Origin of the sequence: Thiomonas delicata, from assembly GCF_900088825.1 — a bacterium.
Taxonomy (GTDB): Bacteria; Pseudomonadota; Gammaproteobacteria; order Burkholderiales; family Burkholderiaceae_C; genus Thiomonas_A; species Thiomonas_A delicata.
In genome coordinates, this window is record NZ_LT592171.1 from 1,018,099 (window position 1) to 1,033,371 (window position 15,273).

The following is a 15,273-nucleotide window of genomic DNA, read 5'->3' on the forward strand; positions in this document are numbered from 1 at the left end:
CGGGAGCGACACGAGCGGGAGACGGCCATGAACCACACGCTGATGGCCACCGGGGCCTTACCGACCGCCGGCGGCGTGGATGTGCCGGCCCGGTTGCTGGGTCTGGTGCGCGAAACCTATCTGGAGTTGAACCGGCAGTCGGCCAGGCCGGTGGCGGTGGACCTCGATACGGCGCTCGACCGCGACCTGGGCCTCGACAGCCTGGCGCGGGTGGAGTTGCTGATGCGCATCGAGCGTGCCTTCGGCCGCCGCCTGCCCGAGGCGCTGCTCGCCCAGGCGCAAACTCCGCGTGATTTGCTGGCCGCCCTGCAGTTGGCCCCCGATCAGGCTGCGCCCCTGGCCCGTGCCCATTCGGCAACGCAAGAGGCAATGCACGACCCAGCGGACCGCCCGGTCCACGCCACGACACTGCTCGAGATGCTGGACTGGCATGTCCGGCGCCACCCCGACCGCATCCAACTGGTACTGCTGTCCGACATGGGTGAAACCCCGTTCACCTATACCGAGCTGCTGCGCGGTGCCCGCACGGTCGCGGCGCGGCTGCAGCAGCTGGGGGTGACGCCGCAGCAGACCGTGGCCATCATGCTGCCGACCTGCGCCGATTACTTTTTCAGCTACTTCGGCATCCTGCTGGCCGGAGCGGTGCCGGTGCCGATTTATCCGCCCACGCGCTTGTCGCAAATCGAAGACCATGTCAGGCGTCATGCGCGCATCCTGGCCAATGCCCGCGCCCAGGTGCTGATCACGGTGGCCGAGGCGATGCCCGTGGCGCATTTGCTCGAAGCCCTGGTGCCCGGTCTGCGCGGTGTCATCACGCCGCAGCACGCGACGCAGGGGCTTGCGGCGTGGCAGCCGGTGCCGGTGCTGGCGGGTGACATCGCCTTCATCCAGTACACCTCCGGCAGTACCGGCGACCCGAAGGGCGTGGCGCTGACCCATGCCAATCTGCTGGCGAATATCCGCGCCATCGGCGAAGTGCTGCAACTCACCACCGACGACGTGTTCGTCAGCTGGCTGCCGCTGTACCACGACATGGGTTTGATCGGCGCCTGGCTGTGCAGCCTGTACACCGGCAACCGCCTGGTGGTGATGTCGCCGCTGGCGTTTTTGCTGCGCCCGCAGGACTGGCTGTGGGCCATCCATCGCCACCACGGCACCCACACCGCGGCGCCCAATTTCGGCTATGAACTGTGCCTGCGCCATATACGCGAGCAGGACATCGACGGGCTCGATCTGAGCAGCCTGCGCGTGGCCGCCAACGGCGCCGAGCCCGTGGGCCCGGAAACCGTCACCCGGTTCACCGAGCGCTTCGCCGCGCATGGTCTGCAGCCTCAGGCCATGACCCCGGTGTACGGCCTGGCGGAGTCCACCGTGGCGCTGCTGATTTCAAGGCCGGAGAACATGCCGCAGGTGGACTTCGTCGACCGCGTCGTGTTCGAGCGCGAGCACCGCGCCCAGCCCGCCGTCTACCACGACCCGCACGCATTGCGCTTCATTTCCTGCGGCCATCCGCTGCCCGGTCACCGCGTGCGCCTTGTGGACGCCGCTGGCGTCGAGGTACCCGATCGCATCGAGGGCCGGCTGGAATTCCAGGGCCCATCGACCATGGCCGGCTACTACCGCAGGCCTGACGAATCCCGCAGGCTGATTCACGACGGCTGGCTCGACAGCGGCGACCGCGCTTACCGTGCCGAGGGCGAGATCTACATCACCGGGCGTGTGAAAGACATCATCATCCGCGGCGGTCGCAACCTCTACCCCCACGAGATCGAGCAGGCCGTGGGCGAGTTGCCGGGCGTGCGCAAGGGCTGTGTGGTGGCCTTCGGCAGCGCCGACCCCATCAGCGGCACCGAGCGCCTGGTGCTGCTGGCCGAAACCCGCGAAAGCGGCTCGCAGGCACGCGCGCGGCTGCGCGAGGCAGTGCAGCGGCGCGTCGTTGACGTGCTCGGCGAACCGGCCGACACCGTGGTGCTGGCGCCGCCGCATACGGTGCGCAAAACCTCCAGCGGCAAGCTGCGTCGCGCCGCCACGCGCGAGCTGTTCGAGCGCGGCGACATCGGCGCCCATTCGCGTCCAGTGTGGCGGCAGTTCGCCAGCCTGGGCTGGAATGCCGCGGCGCTGCGCGGCCGCCAAGCCGCCTCGCAGGCCGGCCACATGGCTTACGCCGCCTGGTTCTGGCTGGTGTTCGCGCTGGTGGCGCCACCAGCCTGGCTGGCCGTGGCGCTGGCCCCGGACCCGGCGCGCGCCTGGGCGCGGGCGCGGGTTGCGGCACGCCTGCTGCTGCGCGGCGCCGGGCTGAAGCTGCGCGTGCGCGGGTTGGAGGCCGTGCCGCTGCAAGCGCATATCGTCGTCGCCAACCATGCCAGCGACCTCGACGCGCTGATGCTGCTGGCGGCGCTGCCGGCGCCGCACCGCTTCGTCGCCAAGCGCGAATTGCTGCGCAATCCCGCGGTGCGCATTTTTCTGCAGAGGCTCGGCACGGTGTTCGTCGAGCGCTTCGACGCGCAACGCAGCGTGGCCGATGCTCACCACCTGACCGAGCTGGCAACGCGGGGCGTGTCGCTGTGCGTGTTTCCGGAAGGGACGTTCCGGCCCGAGCCGGGTCTGCTGGGCTTTCACCTCGGTCCCTTTGAGGCCGCGGTGCAGGCGCGCATCGCCGTGGTTCCCGCCACCCTGCAGGATACCCGCAAGGTATTGGGCGATGGTGAGCGCCTGCCGCATCACCACCCGGTCCAGCTCGATTTCGACGCACCGATCCGCGCCGCCCAAGCGCCGGTCGAACCCTTCACCGCCGCCGTGGCGCTGCGCGACGCGGCGCGTGCGGCAATGTCGCAGCGCCTGGGCGAGAAGGGGGAGGGCGCTGCCGTCGGCGCAACCCCGTGATGGCTCCCGCCGCTGTCGCCTCGCCAGACGAATCCCCATTTCCCGCAAGCTCAACCACTGCACCAGCCCATGACCGACACCGCAAATGCCAATGACTCCGGGGCGAACGACGCCAGCAAGATCGATCTGCAAGCCGCCTGGATCCGTCGTTCCACGGCCGACATCCAGGCCTTCGTCGAAGGCCTGGCCGCGCGCCTGGAGGGCGACCTTCCGGGGCAGGTGGATGTCGTGCGCAAGCGCGACGGCCTGTTCGCCAAGGCCAGCCATGTGCAGAGCATCGTGGTGCGGACCGAGGACTTCCATTACCTGCTCGACAAACAGCCCTCAGGCGTGCGCACGCAGCGGGCCAGGGTGGTGGGCGGCGTCATCCTCAAGCGCGAGGACCTGAGTCTGGCGGCATGGATGGAAAACCTGCTTGCCGCCTTGTTCTCGCAGTCCGGCGAGTTGCAGCATGCCAGCCAGTCGCTGCACGATTTTTTGATGAACTGAACCCGCACACCACAGGAGAGCCGCATGTCGATCTGGGATCAACTCAAGCAACGCCTCGAGGATGTGGCGCAGGACGCGCGGCATGCGGTGGACGGGCTGACATCCACCGCCCGCAATCTGGCGGCTCCGCGCGGCCTCACGCCCGACGAAGTGGCGCGGCAACAGGCCTGGGCCGAGGCCCTGCCGCATGCCGACCTGCCCGCTTTCGTCAGGGCGAGGTTGGGTGCCACGGCGCGGCGCGAGCTGCCCTGGATCAGTACCGCGACCCCAGCCGAGATGCTGGCGCAACGCAGCCACGGCATCGAGCCCGTGGGCACGGTCACGGGCAATTGCTGGTATCACTTCGGCTATTCCTGGTCCGACGGGCAGTACGACGGCTGGCACCGGGCCATCGACCGCCTGCGCCTGGAAGCCACATTCCTGGGTGCGAATGCCGTGGTGGACGTGCAGCTCCACGGGCAGCGCGGGCAGAACCCGACCGACATGGACTATGCCCTGAGCGGCACCGCGGTGCGCATCCGCGGCCTGCCGCCGTCGATCGAGCCGGCGCTGGCCACGGTGTCGGCGCTGCATTTCGTGCGCCTGCTGGACGACGGCGCGGTGCCGGTGGGCATCGCCATCGGCGCCCACTTCGACTGGTACATCGCCGGGGCGCAGTCCTATGCAAGCCTTGCCCCTTATGGCCGGCAGGGCTTCAGGCCCGGGCTTGGCTATGGCGGCGGTTATGGCAACGCTGGCGTCGGCAATCCGTGGATGAATGCGGAACTCACCGACCTTTCGGCCTTTCAGCAGCATGTGCGGCGCAGCGCTGGAGCATTTGCGCAGCGACGGCCAGCGCCTGCAGGCCTCGGTGCTGGCGCACACGCAGTATTCCGAGCTGTTCCGCGAAGAGGGCGGCAACGAGGAGCCGCCGCGCTACCTCTGCCGTCACATCGCCATCGGCACGGCCGTGGCTTACGACCGCGGCCGCCTGCCCAAGGTCAGCCTGAGGCCGACGTTCAGTCTGGCCGACCGCCAACTCGAAGTCCCGCCGACTCAGCCTTGAATCCAGCCTCCACCCCAGCCTTCATCCCAGCCGGACGACCCATCATGACAGCTACGACCGAACACCTAGAACAAGCCGCCGAGCAGCTCGCTCCGCATGCCGTGGAACGTCTCAAGGGCTTGCGCTCGCAGGGCAGCCACGAAGGCATTTTCACCTCCGACTTGTCGGTGAATGAATTCGTCATGGTGCGCCAGGCCGGCTTCGAGCCGCTGGGCCTGGTGGTCGGTTCCTGCGTCTACCACCTCGGCATCCAGTACGGCCAATGGTCGACGAATATGGAAATGGACGTGCTGTCGCAGGCCATGTACCAGGCGCGCGAACTGGCCATGAGTCGCATGGAGCAAGAGGCGATCCTGCTGCGGGCCGACGGCGTGGTCGGCCTGCGGCTGGAGGTCAAGCGCATGGAATGGGACAAGGACATTCTGGAGTTCATGGCCATCGGCACGGCCATTGCGCACCGCACCGGCGATCCCGGTTTCAAAGGCGTCGGCGGCAAACCTTTCACCTCCGACCTGTCGGGCCAGGACTTCTGGATGCTGCTGAAGTCCGGCTACCGGCCGATGGAAATGGTGATGGGCTCCTGCGTCTACCACGTCGCCCACCAGGGCGCACTGCGCTCGCTCGGCAATATCGGCAACAACGTCGAACTGGTGCAGTTCACCCAGGCCATGTACGACGCCCGCGAACTGGCGATGGAGCGTATGCAGCACGAGGCTGCGGCGGCGCAGGCCGATGGCGTGACCGGGGTGCAACTGCACGAAGGCTCGCATAACTGGCAGCCGCATGTCATCGAGTTCTTCGCCATCGGCACCGCGGTGAAGGCGATGGACAAGGCCGACGCCATGGTGGATGCGCTCAACCCCCAACTCGTCATGCCAGTCAACGACTGAAGCCCGTTCAACCGCTCAGGAGAAATCACCATGTCCATGTTCAAGCACGCCGCCGAAATCCTGGAAGCCAGGGTCAACACCTTCCTCAACCGCGCCGACGATCCGGCGCAGACCCTGGACCTGTCTTACGAAAAAATGATCACCACGTTGCAGGACACCAAGCGCCAGCTGGCCGACGTGATCACCGAGCGCATCTCGCTGGAAAACCAGATGGCTGCGGCCAAGCGCGACAGCGACAAGGCCGAGGCCGATGCCCGCATGGCGTTGCAGGCCCAGCGCGAAGATCTGGCGCGTGCCGCGCTGACTGAGAAGCAGACCGCGCAGCAGAAAATCGCCGCGCTGCAACAGGCGCACGACAGCATTGCGACACAGGCGGAAAAACTCACCGCTTACGAGACCAAACTGCAGGATCACATCGAGCAATTCCGTACCCAGAAAGAGGTGATGAAAACCCAGATGGCCGCGGCTGCAGCCGAAGTCGGCGTGTCCGAATCGCTCTCCGGCCTCGGCACGGGCCTCGCCGATGCAGGCGACGCCATGCGTCGCGCGCAGGACAAAACGGCCCAAATGCAGTCCAAGGCCGAGGCGATGGAAGGCATGGCCGAGGCCGGCATCCTCAGCGACCCGCTGGACGCGCGCGACAGTACCGAAAAGGAGCTCGACAAGCTGCGCAGCACCACCGGCGTCGATGCCGATCTGGCGAGACTCAAGGCCGAGATCGCGGCCCCCAAATAAGAGCCTGGGCCTGCGATTTGCCGCCCGGGTCTGAAGTTCAGTCGCCGTGGAAAGCGCCAGGGTCAGGCGATGGCAGCAGCCGCGTTCCCCGCAACGCCAGCCGCGCCGCGCCGAAGGCGGCCTGGGTGTGTGGAACGAGGTGGACGGGCAGGCCGAGTGCGCGCTCGCGCAGCCGGGTCCATGCCGGGTTGCGGGCGCCGCCACCCGTGGTGAAAACCGCGGCAGCTGGCGTGGCGCCGAGTTCGGCGAGCTTGCGGTAGCCGGCGGCCTCGATGCCGGCAAGCGCCTGCAGCAGGCCGTGCAGGTAGGCGGCATCGTCGGCGGGGCGCGGCTGCAGGCGCGGCAGCAGCAGCGGGTCGCGTACGGGAAAGCGTTCGCCGGGGGCGGGCAGCGGGTAGAGGTCGAGCGGGCTGTCGGTTTCGGCGTCGATGCGGCTGCTCAGCTCCTGCAGTCGCGCGTCGGTGAACAGCTGGCGCAGCACGGCGCCGCCGGCATTGCTCGCGCCGCTGGCCAGCCACAGCGGACCGAAACGGTGCGAATACACGCCGTACTCGGGCGCGTCCACGCGGGTGGACGATAGCAGCTTGAGGCTGAGCGTGCTGCCCAGGGTGGTGACGGCCTGGCCGGGGCGGGTGGCGCCGGTGGCGATGAAACCGGCGTTGCCGTCCGTGGTGCCGGCGCGCAGCACGAGCGCCGGCGGCAGGTCGAAGCGCCGCGCGGCCGCGCGGCCGACGCGGCCGAGCTCGGTTCCGGGGGCGACGATCGCCGGCAGCAAGGCGCCGGGGGGCAGGGCGCGCACCGCGTCGGGCCAGCTCGCCGAGGCGGCGTCGGCGCCGGTTTTGAGCGCGTTGTGCCAGTCCGTGGGCGGGGCGCGGCCGAGCAGCCGGGCGGTGATCCAGTCCGCCTGGTGCATGGCGTGGACCACGCGCGGGCCGCCGTGCTCGCGCCACAGCCACAGCAGCCGGGCCAGCGCGTCCAGTTGCAGCGGACGCGGCAGGCTGCGCTCGAGTTCCAGCGCCAGGGCATGGGCGCGGGCATCGAAATACGCCAGCGCGGGGCCGACTGGTCGCAGGCCGGCATCCGTCAGCAGCACGGTGCCCGAGGTGGCGTCCACGGCGCAGAAGGCCAGCCTGGAACGCAGATCCGCAGGCAGGGCGCCGAGCAGGGTGTCGAGCGCGTCGGCCCAGTCATGCGGGCTCTGCTCGCGAGGGCGGGGGAAATCCACCTGGGCCTCGAACAGCACCTGCTCGGTGTGGTCGATGACGCAGGCGCGCGCACCGCTGGTGCCGAAGTCCAGCCCGAGGGCGGCGCCGGCTTTCATGGCATGGGCGCGGCGACGCCCGGATCGCTGAACACCGCGCGGCCCATCTCGTGGCACCAGAAGCAGGCGTAGAACCCCACGGTGACGAAGATCGCCGCGTCGGGGGAAGTCGCCGAAGCCGCGACCAAGGCGGGCGCCGCGCGCAGCGGGGCCGCTGCCAGGGCTGCGGCGGGAACGCGCGCAAACAAGCGCGCGCCGCCGCGCAAGCCGTGGCGATGACGCCAGGCTTCGTGCCTGCGCAGGGGAATCGGCCGGATCGGGGGAAATGCCATCCGCGGATTATGGATGGTCCGTGCACCTAAACTCCGCAGGTTTTCCATGAGTCGTCGACACGATGCGCACCTGCGAGATTCCCGATTTCGGCACCCTGCACCTGGACCACCTGGTGCTGGATTTCAACGGCACCCTGGCCGTCGACGGTTTGCTGCTGCCTGGCGTGGCCGAGCGGCTTGCCGCGCTCGCCGCGGACATGACCCTGCATGTGGTGAGCGGCGACACCAATGGCACGGCCGGGGCGCAACTGCACGGCGTGGACTGCAAGCTGTTCGTGCTGCCGCATGCCGAGCAGGCGCGCCTCAAGCGCGACTACGTTCTGGCGCTGGGCGCGGCCGGCGTGGCCGCCATCGGCAACGGGCGCAACGACGCACGCATGCTCCACAGCGCCGCCCTGGGCATTGCCGTGCTGGGCGAGGAGGGTTGCGCCGCCCAGGCCCTGGCGGCGGCCGACGTGCTGGCCCGCTCGATCACCGACGCGCTCGACCTGCTGCTCCATCCCAAGCGTCTGCTGGCGACCTTGCGGGCCTGACGGCAGCGCTTTCGCCGCTGGGCGCCAAGCGCCGCGCCGGCTGCAGCGGCATCGCTTCGGTCAAGCCAGCTTCACGTCCACCTTGCGCGGCTTGGCGTGTTCCGCCTTCGGGATGCGCAGGGTCAGCACGCCGTCCTTCAGGTTGGCGTCGACGTGGTCGGCGTCCAGTTCGCGCGACAGCGTGAAACTGCGTTCCCAGCTCGCGCTGCGCATTTCGGCGTAGAACGGATCGAGTCCTTCCGGCAGTGCGATGGCGACCTCGCCGCGCAGGGTGAGGGTGTCGCCCTCCACCTGCACGTGCAGGGCTTCGCGCGGCACGCCGGGCATGTCGGCGCGCAGGGTGATGCCATCGGCATCCTCGATGATGTCCACCGCCGGCGCCATGGGCTGGGCCTGGCGGCCGGGGTTCTGGACTTGGGTTTCGCCTTGCCGGCGTTGCACGACTTCGGTGTTCATGGTGTCGATCTCCATAAGGCTGAGCCGCTGTGCGCGGCATGAATCAGTTCACGGTGATGCGGCGCGGCTGCACCGATTCGCGGCGCCCGATGCGCACATGCAGCACGCCGTCCTTGTAATGCGCCTCGACCTGGTTCGGGTCCACGTCCTCGGGCAGGCTGACGACGCGGCGGAAGCTGCCGTTGAAGCGTTCTTCGGCGTACACCGTGCTCTTGGCGTCCGGCGCGTCGATCTTGCGCTCGCCCGCCAGGGTGAGCAGGTTGTTGTCCACCGTCACCTCCAGCTTCGCGGCGTCCAGTCCGGGGGCGAAGGCGTAGACCTCCACCGCCGTCGGCGTGGAGCCGATGTTGATGGCGGGAAACGCGGCACCTCCCGCGGCCCGAATGCTCACCGGCAGGCCGAAGCCGCCGAAGGCGCGCTCCACCTCGCGCTGGAGGCGATCCAGGTCGGCGAACCAACTCGCCGGGGTTCTCAGCAGGGTTGCAACCATGATGCATGCTCCTTGTTCCAGGTGGCCGTGGCTCGCGCCAAACGGCCGGGTTCGACACGACAGTTCCGGCAAACCTGGCATCGCAGCGGGCCTGCCTTGCTTTTTCTGACGAACCCCTGCGACATCCCCGCACACGGCGAGGGGGCTTGCCGTTCGGCCTTTATCTGTGCGCCGTGGACTGGAATTCAAGGCCTGGCCGCACATCCGTTTGGCCCCGAACCCGTCGAAATCGGGACGCCCCGGCACCTGCCCGAAGCGCGGCGCCTGCGCAAGGCCCGGTGCGCACACGCCGCCGGCGCGGGGGCAGAATTGACGCCATGGCCTCATCCCTGTCCCCCAGCCTGGCCCTGCACCTCGCCCAGATCATCCTGGGACTGCATCTCGTGGTCATCGCCTTCAATGTGTTCGGCTTGGTGCTCATTCCCCTGGGCGCTTGGCGGGGCTGGGCCTGGGTGCGGCTACCGGGATGGCGGGTTGCGCATCTCGCGGCCTTGAGCCTGGTGGCGATCCAGGCCGTCTGGGGCCGCGCCTGCTTTCTGACGGTGTGGCAGAGCGACCTCATGGCGGCCGCCGGGCGCCGGGGCTACACCGCTCCCTTGATTCAAACCTGGGTCGACCGGCTGATGTTCTGGAATCTGCCCATGGCGTTTTTCACCGCGCTCTACGTGCTGGTCTGGCTCTATGTGCTGGCCTTGTGGCACTGGGTGCCGCCGCGGCGAAACAAGCCGGCGCCGCGATGAGCGCGCCTTGCGGCCCGCACGGCAGGCGCGGGCGTGCCGGTCTTGTCCGCGCGGCGAGGCGTCACCCGCCCATCGCCGCCGGCTGGGCCGGATCGAACTGGCCGAGGTCGACACGGGGCTTGGGTTTCCAGCCGCGCTTGTGGTGCTCGACCACGACATTGGTGTAGATGCCGCCGCGCACATACCACTGGGCCGTGACGCGCGCGAAGCGGGGTGACAGCGCCTTGACCAGGTCGTCCAGAATGGTGTTGGTCACCTTTTCGTGGAAGGCGCCCTCGTTGCGGTAGCTCCACATGTAGAGCTTGAGGCTCTTGAGCTCGACGCACTTCTTGTCGGGAATGATGTCCAGCACGATGCGCGCGAAATCGGGCTGGCCGGTGAGCGGGCACAGACAGGTGAACTCGGGCACCTGCATGTGGATGTGATAGTCGCGCTCCGGTGCGGGGTTCGGGAAGGTCTGCAAGGTCTTGCTGGGCTGGGTGCTCATGGTCGTCGGGTGTGCATGCTGCGGGGAAAGACGGGAATTATCCGGGCGCCTGCGCCGGGGCGTGGCCGGGGGCTTGGCCCGCAGGCGGGTGCTATCATCCGAAGCAAGCCGAAAAAACGGCTATTTTTCTTTCTGAATCAATAACTTACTCAAGTGCGCCTGTCCTGGATCAAGCTTGCCGGATTCAAGTCCTTTGCCGACCTCGTGGCCTTTCAGCTGCCGGGCCAGCGCGTGGGCGTGGTCGGCCCCAACGGCTGCGGCAAATCCAACATCATCGACGCCGTGCGCTGGGTGCTGGGCGAGTCGAAGGCTTCGGAACTGCGCGGCGAGTCCATGCAGGACGTGATCTTCAGCGGCAGCGCCACGCGCAAGCCGGCCGGACGCTGCAGCGTGGAACTGGTGTTCGACAACAGCGATCACCGCATCACGGGCAGTTTCGGGCAGTACACCGAGATCGCGGTCAAGCGCGTGCTCACGCGCGACGGCACCTCGAGCTATTTCATCAACGGCCAGGTCGTGCGGCGACGCGACGTGCAGGACATCTTCCTCGGCACGGGCTTGGGGCCCCGCGCCTACGCCATCATCGGCCAGGGCACGATCTCGCGCATCATCGAATCGCGCCCGGAGGAATTGCGCGTGCTGCTCGAGGAAGCGGCCGGGGTGTCCAAGTACAAGGAGCGCCGGCGCGAAACCGAGAATCGCTTGCACGGCACCCGCGAGAACCTGCTGCGGGTGAACGACATCCTGCGCGAACTCAACGGCCAGCTCGACAAGCTGGAGCAGCAGGCGGCCGTGGCCCAACAGTATCGCCAGTTGCAGGAGCAGTTGGAAAGCAGCCAGCATGGCCTGTGGCTGCTGCGCCTGCAGGAGGCGCAGGCGCGCCAGGCGCGCATCGCCTCGGATGCCGCGCAGGCCGTGAATGCGCTGGAGGCGCAGACCGCGCAGTTGCGCGCCGCCGAGGCCGAGTTGGAGACCCTGCGCCAGGCCCAGTACGCGGCGAGCGACGCGCTCAACGCCGCGCAGGCCGAGTTGTACGCGGCGCAGGCCCAGGTGGCGCGCCTGGAGGCGGAAATCCGGTTCGTGGTCGAGGCGCGCGACCGCGCCCTGCGCAGCCAAGGCGAATTGCAGGCCCAGCAGGCGCAGTGGCTGGCGCGCCGGCAGGACGCCGTGCGCGACGCCGAGGCGGCCGTCGCCGAGATGGCCGAGTCCGAGTTGCTGCAAGCCGAGGCCGAGGCACGCGTGATCGAGCAGGCCGAGCAGATTCCGGCGCTCGAAGCACGCCTGAACGATGCCCAGATGCAGGCTGCCGAGCAACGCGCGCGCGCGGCGGCCGCCCAGCAGCGCCTGCACGGCGAGGCCGAGCGCCAGCGCACCCTGGGCCAGCAGGCGCAGCAGATCGAGCAGCGCATCCAGCGTCTGCAGGCCGAGCGCCGGGCGGTGCAGCGGCCTGACGGCGCGCGCCTGGCTGACCTGCAGCAGCAGCAAGCCCGCCTCGGCGCCGAGCGCGACGAGGCCCAGGCCCGGCTGCACGCGCTGCAGGAGCAGCTTCCCGAGTTGCAGGACGCGCGCCAGCAGCGCCAGGCCGAGGCGCAGCAGGCCGCGTCGGATCTGGCCTCCACCACGGCGCGCCTGCACGCGCTCAAGGCGCTGCAGGACAAGGTGATGACCGAAGGCCGCATCCAGCCCTGGCTGGCGCGGCATGGGCTGGACAGCCTGGCACGGCTGTGGACCCGCATTCATGTCGAACCCGGCTGGGAAAGCGCGCTGGAAGCGGCCCTGCGCGAGCGCCTGGCCGCGCTGGAAGTGCGCGCCCTGGACGCCATGGCGGGGTTTGCCGCCGACCCGCCGCCGGCCAAGCTGACGTTCTACGCCGCGCCACAGGCCGCCGTGCCGCTGCCCGCAGTGCCGGGCCAGCAGCCGCTGGCCGCGCTGCTGCGGCATGTGGACCCCGGCCTGCGCGCCGTGCTGGACGACTGGCTGGCCGGTGTGTTCACCGCCGATTCCCTCGCCCAGGCCATGCAGCGCCGCGGCGAGCTACCAGTGGGGACGATGCTGGTCACGCGCGAGGGGCATGCCGTCGCGCGCCATAGCGTCAGCCTCTACGCCGCCGACAGCGAGCAGGCCGGCATGCTGGCGCGGCAGCAGGAGATCGAGAACCTGGAGCGCCAGGCCAAGGCCCAGCAATTGCTGGCGGACGACGCGCGCAACGGCGCCTTGCAGGCCGAGGCCCTGTGGACCCAGACCCAGGAACAGGCCGCGGCAGAGGGCCGCCGCCTGCAGGCCTTGACCCAGCAATTCCATGGCGTGCAGGTGGAGTGGCTCAAGCTGCAGCAGCAGGACCAGGAGTCAGCGGCGCGCGCCGGGCGCCTCGACACCGATCTGGCCGAGCTGGGCGCGCAAGGCGAGGAACTGGCCGCCGCGCAGGCCGAGTGCGAGGCGCGTTTCGAGCAGCTCGACATGGAACTCGCACAACTCCAGCAGGACCAGGCCGATCTCGACAGCCTGGCCCTGCGCGAGCAGGCCCAACTGGGCGACGCCCGCGCCCGGCTGCGCGCGCTGGAGCAGCAGCAGGCCGAGGCGGCCTATGCCATCCGCAGCCTGCAGCAGCGCCAGACGGATGCGCAGCGCATGGCCGACACCGCGCAGCAGCAGATGGCCGAGCTGGCCACGCGGCTGCAGGCGGCGGGCGAGGAACTGGGGCGGCTGAGCGATCAGACCGCGCGCGCCGGTTTGCAGGATGCATTGGCGGCGCAGGAGGCCGCCCAGGAGCGGCTCGCCGCGCGTCGCGCCGAGCACGACGAGGTTGCCGCCCGGTTGCGCGCACTGGAGGAAACCCGCCTGCGCCTGGAGCGCGACGCCGAGCCGCTGCGCGCGGCCATCACCGCCCGCCAGCTGGAGGAACAGGAGGCCAGGCTGCAGGGCGAGCAGTTCCGTCAGATGCTGGCCGAGGCCGGGGTGGACGTGGAGCAGCTCGCCGCGCGCCTGCCCACGGGCGCCCAGCCGGACCAGCTCAACCGCGACACCCAGCGCCTGCAGCGCGAGATCGCGGCGCTGGGCGCGGTGAACCTGGCCGCGCTGGACGAGCTGGGGCAGGCGCGCGAGCGGAAGGCATTTCTCGACGCCCAGCTCGCCGACCTGGAGCAGGCCTCCGCCACGCTGGAAGACGCCATCCGCAAGATCGACGCCGAGACGCGCGAGCAGCTGCGCCAGACCTTCGAGCAGGTCAACGGGCATTTCGGCCGCATGTTCCCGCAATTGTTCGGTGGCGGCGCGGCCAGGCTGATCATGACCGGCGACGAAATCCTCGACGCCGGCGTGCAGGTCATGGCGCAGCCGCCGGGCAAGCGCAACAGCACCATTCACCTGCTGTCGGGCGGCGAGAAGGCGCTCACCGCCATCGCCCTGGTGTTCGGCATCTTCCACCTCAACCCGGCGCCGTTTTGCCTGCTCGACGAGGTGGACGCGCCGCTGGACGACGCCAACACCGAGCGTTACGCCTCGCTGGTCAAGGCCATGTCCGGCGCCACGCAGTTCCTGTTCATCTCGCACAATAAGATTGCGATGGAAATGGCCGAGCAGCTGGTGGGCGTGACCATGCAGGAGCAGGGCGTGTCACGCATCGTCGCGGTGGACATGGATACCGCGGCACGCCTGGCCGAAGCGGCGGCCTGATGACGCGCTCCGGGTTGGCGGACGCACGGCTCGAAGCCTTGTCCCGACGCCGCGCCGGATCACCAACGAACACGAACGAGGACGAAATCCGATGGGTCAATTGCAGCAGGCCTTGCTGGTGGTGGGGGCGCTGATCATCGTCGCCGTGGCCGCATTCAACCTCTGGCAGTCCTGGCAATTGCGTCGTCGCCATCCGCGCCAGGAAGGCGCTGCGGCGGCGGCCGAAGGCGACTCCGGCGACTTCCGGCAGAACCGCCAGCGCGAGCCCGAATTCGAGGATGCGCCTGCGCGCGTCGAACCCGGCCTCGACGCCGCGGAACCGGCGCGGCTGCGTCCACCGGCTCCGCGCATCGACCCGCTGATCGATGCGATCGTCAGTTTTCTGTTCGACCACCCCGTGCCCGGCGAGAGCCTGCTGCAGCGCCTGCCGCGCGCGGCGCGCGCCGGCACCAAGCCCATGCTGTTCGAAGGGCGCAATGCACGCACAGGCCTGTGGGAGGGCATGCAGCCCGGCGAGCGCTATGCGGAGTTGCAGGCCGCCGTGCAGCTGGTCAGCCGCAGCGGCGCCCTCAATGCCATCGAATACTCCGAGTTCGTGACCAAGTGCCATGCGCTGGGCGAGGCCCTGGGCGCCGCGCCGGACGTGCCCGACATGGCCGACGTCCTCGAGCAGGCGCGCGACCTGGACAGTTTCGCCGCCGCCAACGACGCCCAGCTGTCCATCAACCTGCAGGCGCAGGGCGTGGCCTGGGGCGTCGACTATCTGCGCCGGCAGGCGCGTGCCGCCGGGTTCGACACCATGCTCGCCGCCGGCAGGCTGGCGCTGGTGGAGGCAGCGTCCGGCTCCGCCAGCGAGGCCGGGGATGGCGCGCCCGGCGAGCCTGGCCGCCCGATTCCACTGGTGCAGCTGCATTACGACACCCAGGCCGATCTGGCCGATAACCCCGAGATGCCGGTGAGCCGGGCGACCCTGCTGCTCGACGTGCCGCAGGTGCCGCAGGCGCTGCAACCCTTCGCACGCATGCGCGAGGCCGCCCGCCGGCTCGAGCAGGCCCTCGACGCCAAGCAGGTGGACGACAACGGCGCTCCGCTGTCGCACGCGGCGCTGGACCAGATCGAGCAGCAGCTGCAGCAGCTCTACCTGGCGCTGGAGGCGCGCGGCCTGCCGGCGGGCTCGAGCACCACGCAACGGCTGTTCAGCTAGGCGAGCGTCGGCGCGCCGGCCTCGTGCCGCCGCGCCTTACCGCTGCGCCGCGGCAC

13 protein-coding genes are annotated in these 15,273 nt (G+C 69.4%); 8 read left to right on the top strand and 5 right to left on the bottom strand.

Features of this window, described 5'->3' with window-relative positions; genetic code table 11:
- The first annotated feature begins 27 nt into the window (after window positions 1–27).
- The 4 genes from THIARS_RS14335 to THIARS_RS14355 all read left to right on the top strand — a co-directional run bounded on the left by THIARS_RS14335 (window position 28) and on the right by THIARS_RS14355 (window position 6,042).
- Window positions 28–2,883 (top strand): AMP-binding protein, encoded by a 2,856-nt coding sequence (locus THIARS_RS14335; RefSeq protein ID WP_222423078.1) that lies wholly within the window; start codon window positions 28–30, stop codon window positions 2,881–2,883.
- Window positions 2,884–2,952: 69 nt separating this feature from the next.
- The gene (locus THIARS_RS14340; RefSeq protein ID WP_094161478.1) at window positions 2,953–3,372 is read left to right on the top strand and encodes a hypothetical protein; all 420 of its coding nucleotides are present in this window, start codon (window positions 2,953–2,955) and stop codon (window positions 3,370–3,372) included.
- A gap of 24 nt (window positions 3,373–3,396) precedes the next feature.
- Entirely contained in the window at window positions 3,397–5,307 is a 1,911-nt protein-coding gene (locus THIARS_RS18985; RefSeq protein WP_245845932.1) for a heavy metal-binding domain-containing protein, read from the top strand.
- A 30-nt stretch (window positions 5,308–5,337) separates the two neighbouring features.
- Window positions 5,338–6,042, top strand: coding sequence for a PspA/IM30 family protein (locus THIARS_RS14355; protein ID WP_094161480.1), 705 nt, complete (start codon window positions 5,338–5,340; stop codon window positions 6,040–6,042).
- A gap of 37 nt (window positions 6,043–6,079) precedes the next feature.
- Here THIARS_RS14355 and THIARS_RS14360 read toward each other — a convergent pair whose 3' ends face one another.
- Window positions 6,080–7,363: an FGGY-family carbohydrate kinase gene (locus tag THIARS_RS14360; protein WP_094161481.1), complete on the bottom strand. Its 1,284-nt coding sequence runs from the start codon at window positions 7,361–7,363 to the stop codon at window positions 6,080–6,082.
- On the bottom strand, window positions 7,360–7,635 hold the full coding sequence (locus THIARS_RS14365) for a DUF255 domain-containing protein (protein ID WP_186436690.1): 276 nt from the start codon (window positions 7,633–7,635) through the stop codon (window positions 7,360–7,362). Before THIARS_RS14365 ends, THIARS_RS14360 begins: the two co-directional genes overlap by 4 nt.
- A gap of 62 nt (window positions 7,636–7,697) precedes the next feature.
- On the opposite strand from THIARS_RS14365, the gene THIARS_RS14370 reads away from it, so the two are divergent.
- The gene (locus tag THIARS_RS14370) at window positions 7,698–8,168 is read left to right on the top strand and encodes an HAD family hydrolase (RefSeq protein ID WP_094161483.1); all 471 of its coding nucleotides are present in this window, start codon (window positions 7,698–7,700) and stop codon (window positions 8,166–8,168) included.
- A gap of 60 nt (window positions 8,169–8,228) precedes the next feature.
- On the opposite strand, the gene THIARS_RS14375 is transcribed toward THIARS_RS14370, so the two are convergent.
- On the bottom strand, window positions 8,229–8,624 hold the full coding sequence (locus tag THIARS_RS14375) for an Hsp20/alpha crystallin family protein (RefSeq protein ID WP_186436691.1): 396 nt from the start codon (window positions 8,622–8,624) through the stop codon (window positions 8,229–8,231).
- Between the two features lie 43 nt (window positions 8,625–8,667).
- Window positions 8,668–9,114, bottom strand: coding sequence for an Hsp20/alpha crystallin family protein (locus tag THIARS_RS14380; protein WP_094161484.1), 447 nt, complete (start codon window positions 9,112–9,114; stop codon window positions 8,668–8,670).
- A 317-nt stretch (window positions 9,115–9,431) separates the two neighbouring features.
- On the opposite strand from THIARS_RS14380, the gene THIARS_RS14385 reads away from it, so the two are divergent.
- The gene (locus THIARS_RS14385) at window positions 9,432–9,854 is read left to right on the top strand and encodes a DUF2784 domain-containing protein (RefSeq protein ID WP_094161485.1); all 423 of its coding nucleotides are present in this window, start codon (window positions 9,432–9,434) and stop codon (window positions 9,852–9,854) included.
- A gap of 61 nt (window positions 9,855–9,915) precedes the next feature.
- Here THIARS_RS14385 and queF read toward each other — a convergent pair whose 3' ends face one another.
- Window positions 9,916–10,341, bottom strand: a complete 426-nt coding sequence (queF, locus tag THIARS_RS14390; RefSeq protein ID WP_094161486.1) for a preQ(1) synthase — start codon at window positions 10,339–10,341, stop codon at window positions 9,916–9,918.
- Window positions 10,342–10,494: 153 nt separating this feature from the next.
- On the opposite strand from queF, the gene smc reads away from it, so the two are divergent.
- A complete protein-coding gene (smc, locus tag THIARS_RS14395) occupies window positions 10,495–14,013 on the top strand; it encodes a chromosome segregation protein SMC (RefSeq protein ID WP_094161487.1) in 3,519 nt (1,172 codons plus the stop codon).
- 91 nt (window positions 14,014–14,104) lie between these two features.
- On the top strand, window positions 14,105–15,217 hold the full coding sequence (locus THIARS_RS14400) for a cell division protein ZipA C-terminal FtsZ-binding domain-containing protein (RefSeq protein WP_094161488.1): 1,113 nt from the start codon (window positions 14,105–14,107) through the stop codon (window positions 15,215–15,217).
- The last annotated feature ends 56 nt before the right edge of the window (window positions 15,218–15,273 follow it).

Bases quoted from the DNA above. Each gene is read 5' to 3' on its own strand.
- THIARS_RS14335 (WP_222423078.1), top strand. From the start codon at position 28: ATGAACCACACGCTGATGGCCACCGGGGCCTTACCGACCGCCGGCGGC.
- THIARS_RS14340 (WP_094161478.1), top strand. From the start codon at position 2,953: ATGACCGACACCGCAAATGCCAATGACTCCGGGGCGAACGACGCCAGC.
- THIARS_RS18985 (WP_245845932.1), top strand. From the start codon at position 3,397: ATGTCGATCTGGGATCAACTCAAGCAACGCCTCGAGGATGTGGCGCAG.
- THIARS_RS14355 (WP_094161480.1), top strand. From the start codon at position 5,338: ATGTCCATGTTCAAGCACGCCGCCGAAATCCTGGAAGCCAGGGTCAAC.
- THIARS_RS14360 (WP_094161481.1), bottom strand. From the start codon at position 7,363: ATGAAAGCCGGCGCCGCCCTCGGGCTGGACTTCGGCACCAGCGGTGCG.
- THIARS_RS14365 (WP_186436690.1), bottom strand. From the start codon at position 7,635: ATGGCATTTCCCCCGATCCGGCCGATTCCCCTGCGCAGGCACGAAGCC.
- THIARS_RS14370 (WP_094161483.1), top strand. From the start codon at position 7,698: ATGCGCACCTGCGAGATTCCCGATTTCGGCACCCTGCACCTGGACCAC.
- THIARS_RS14375 (WP_186436691.1), bottom strand. From the start codon at position 8,624: ATGAACACCGAAGTCGTGCAACGCCGGCAAGGCGAAACCCAAGTCCAG.
- THIARS_RS14380 (WP_094161484.1), bottom strand. From the start codon at position 9,114: ATGGTTGCAACCCTGCTGAGAACCCCGGCGAGTTGGTTCGCCGACCTG.
- THIARS_RS14385 (WP_094161485.1), top strand. From the start codon at position 9,432: ATGGCCTCATCCCTGTCCCCCAGCCTGGCCCTGCACCTCGCCCAGATC.
- queF (WP_094161486.1), bottom strand. From the start codon at position 10,341: ATGAGCACCCAGCCCAGCAAGACCTTGCAGACCTTCCCGAACCCCGCA.
- THIARS_RS14400 (WP_094161488.1), top strand. From the start codon at position 14,105: ATGGGTCAATTGCAGCAGGCCTTGCTGGTGGTGGGGGCGCTGATCATC.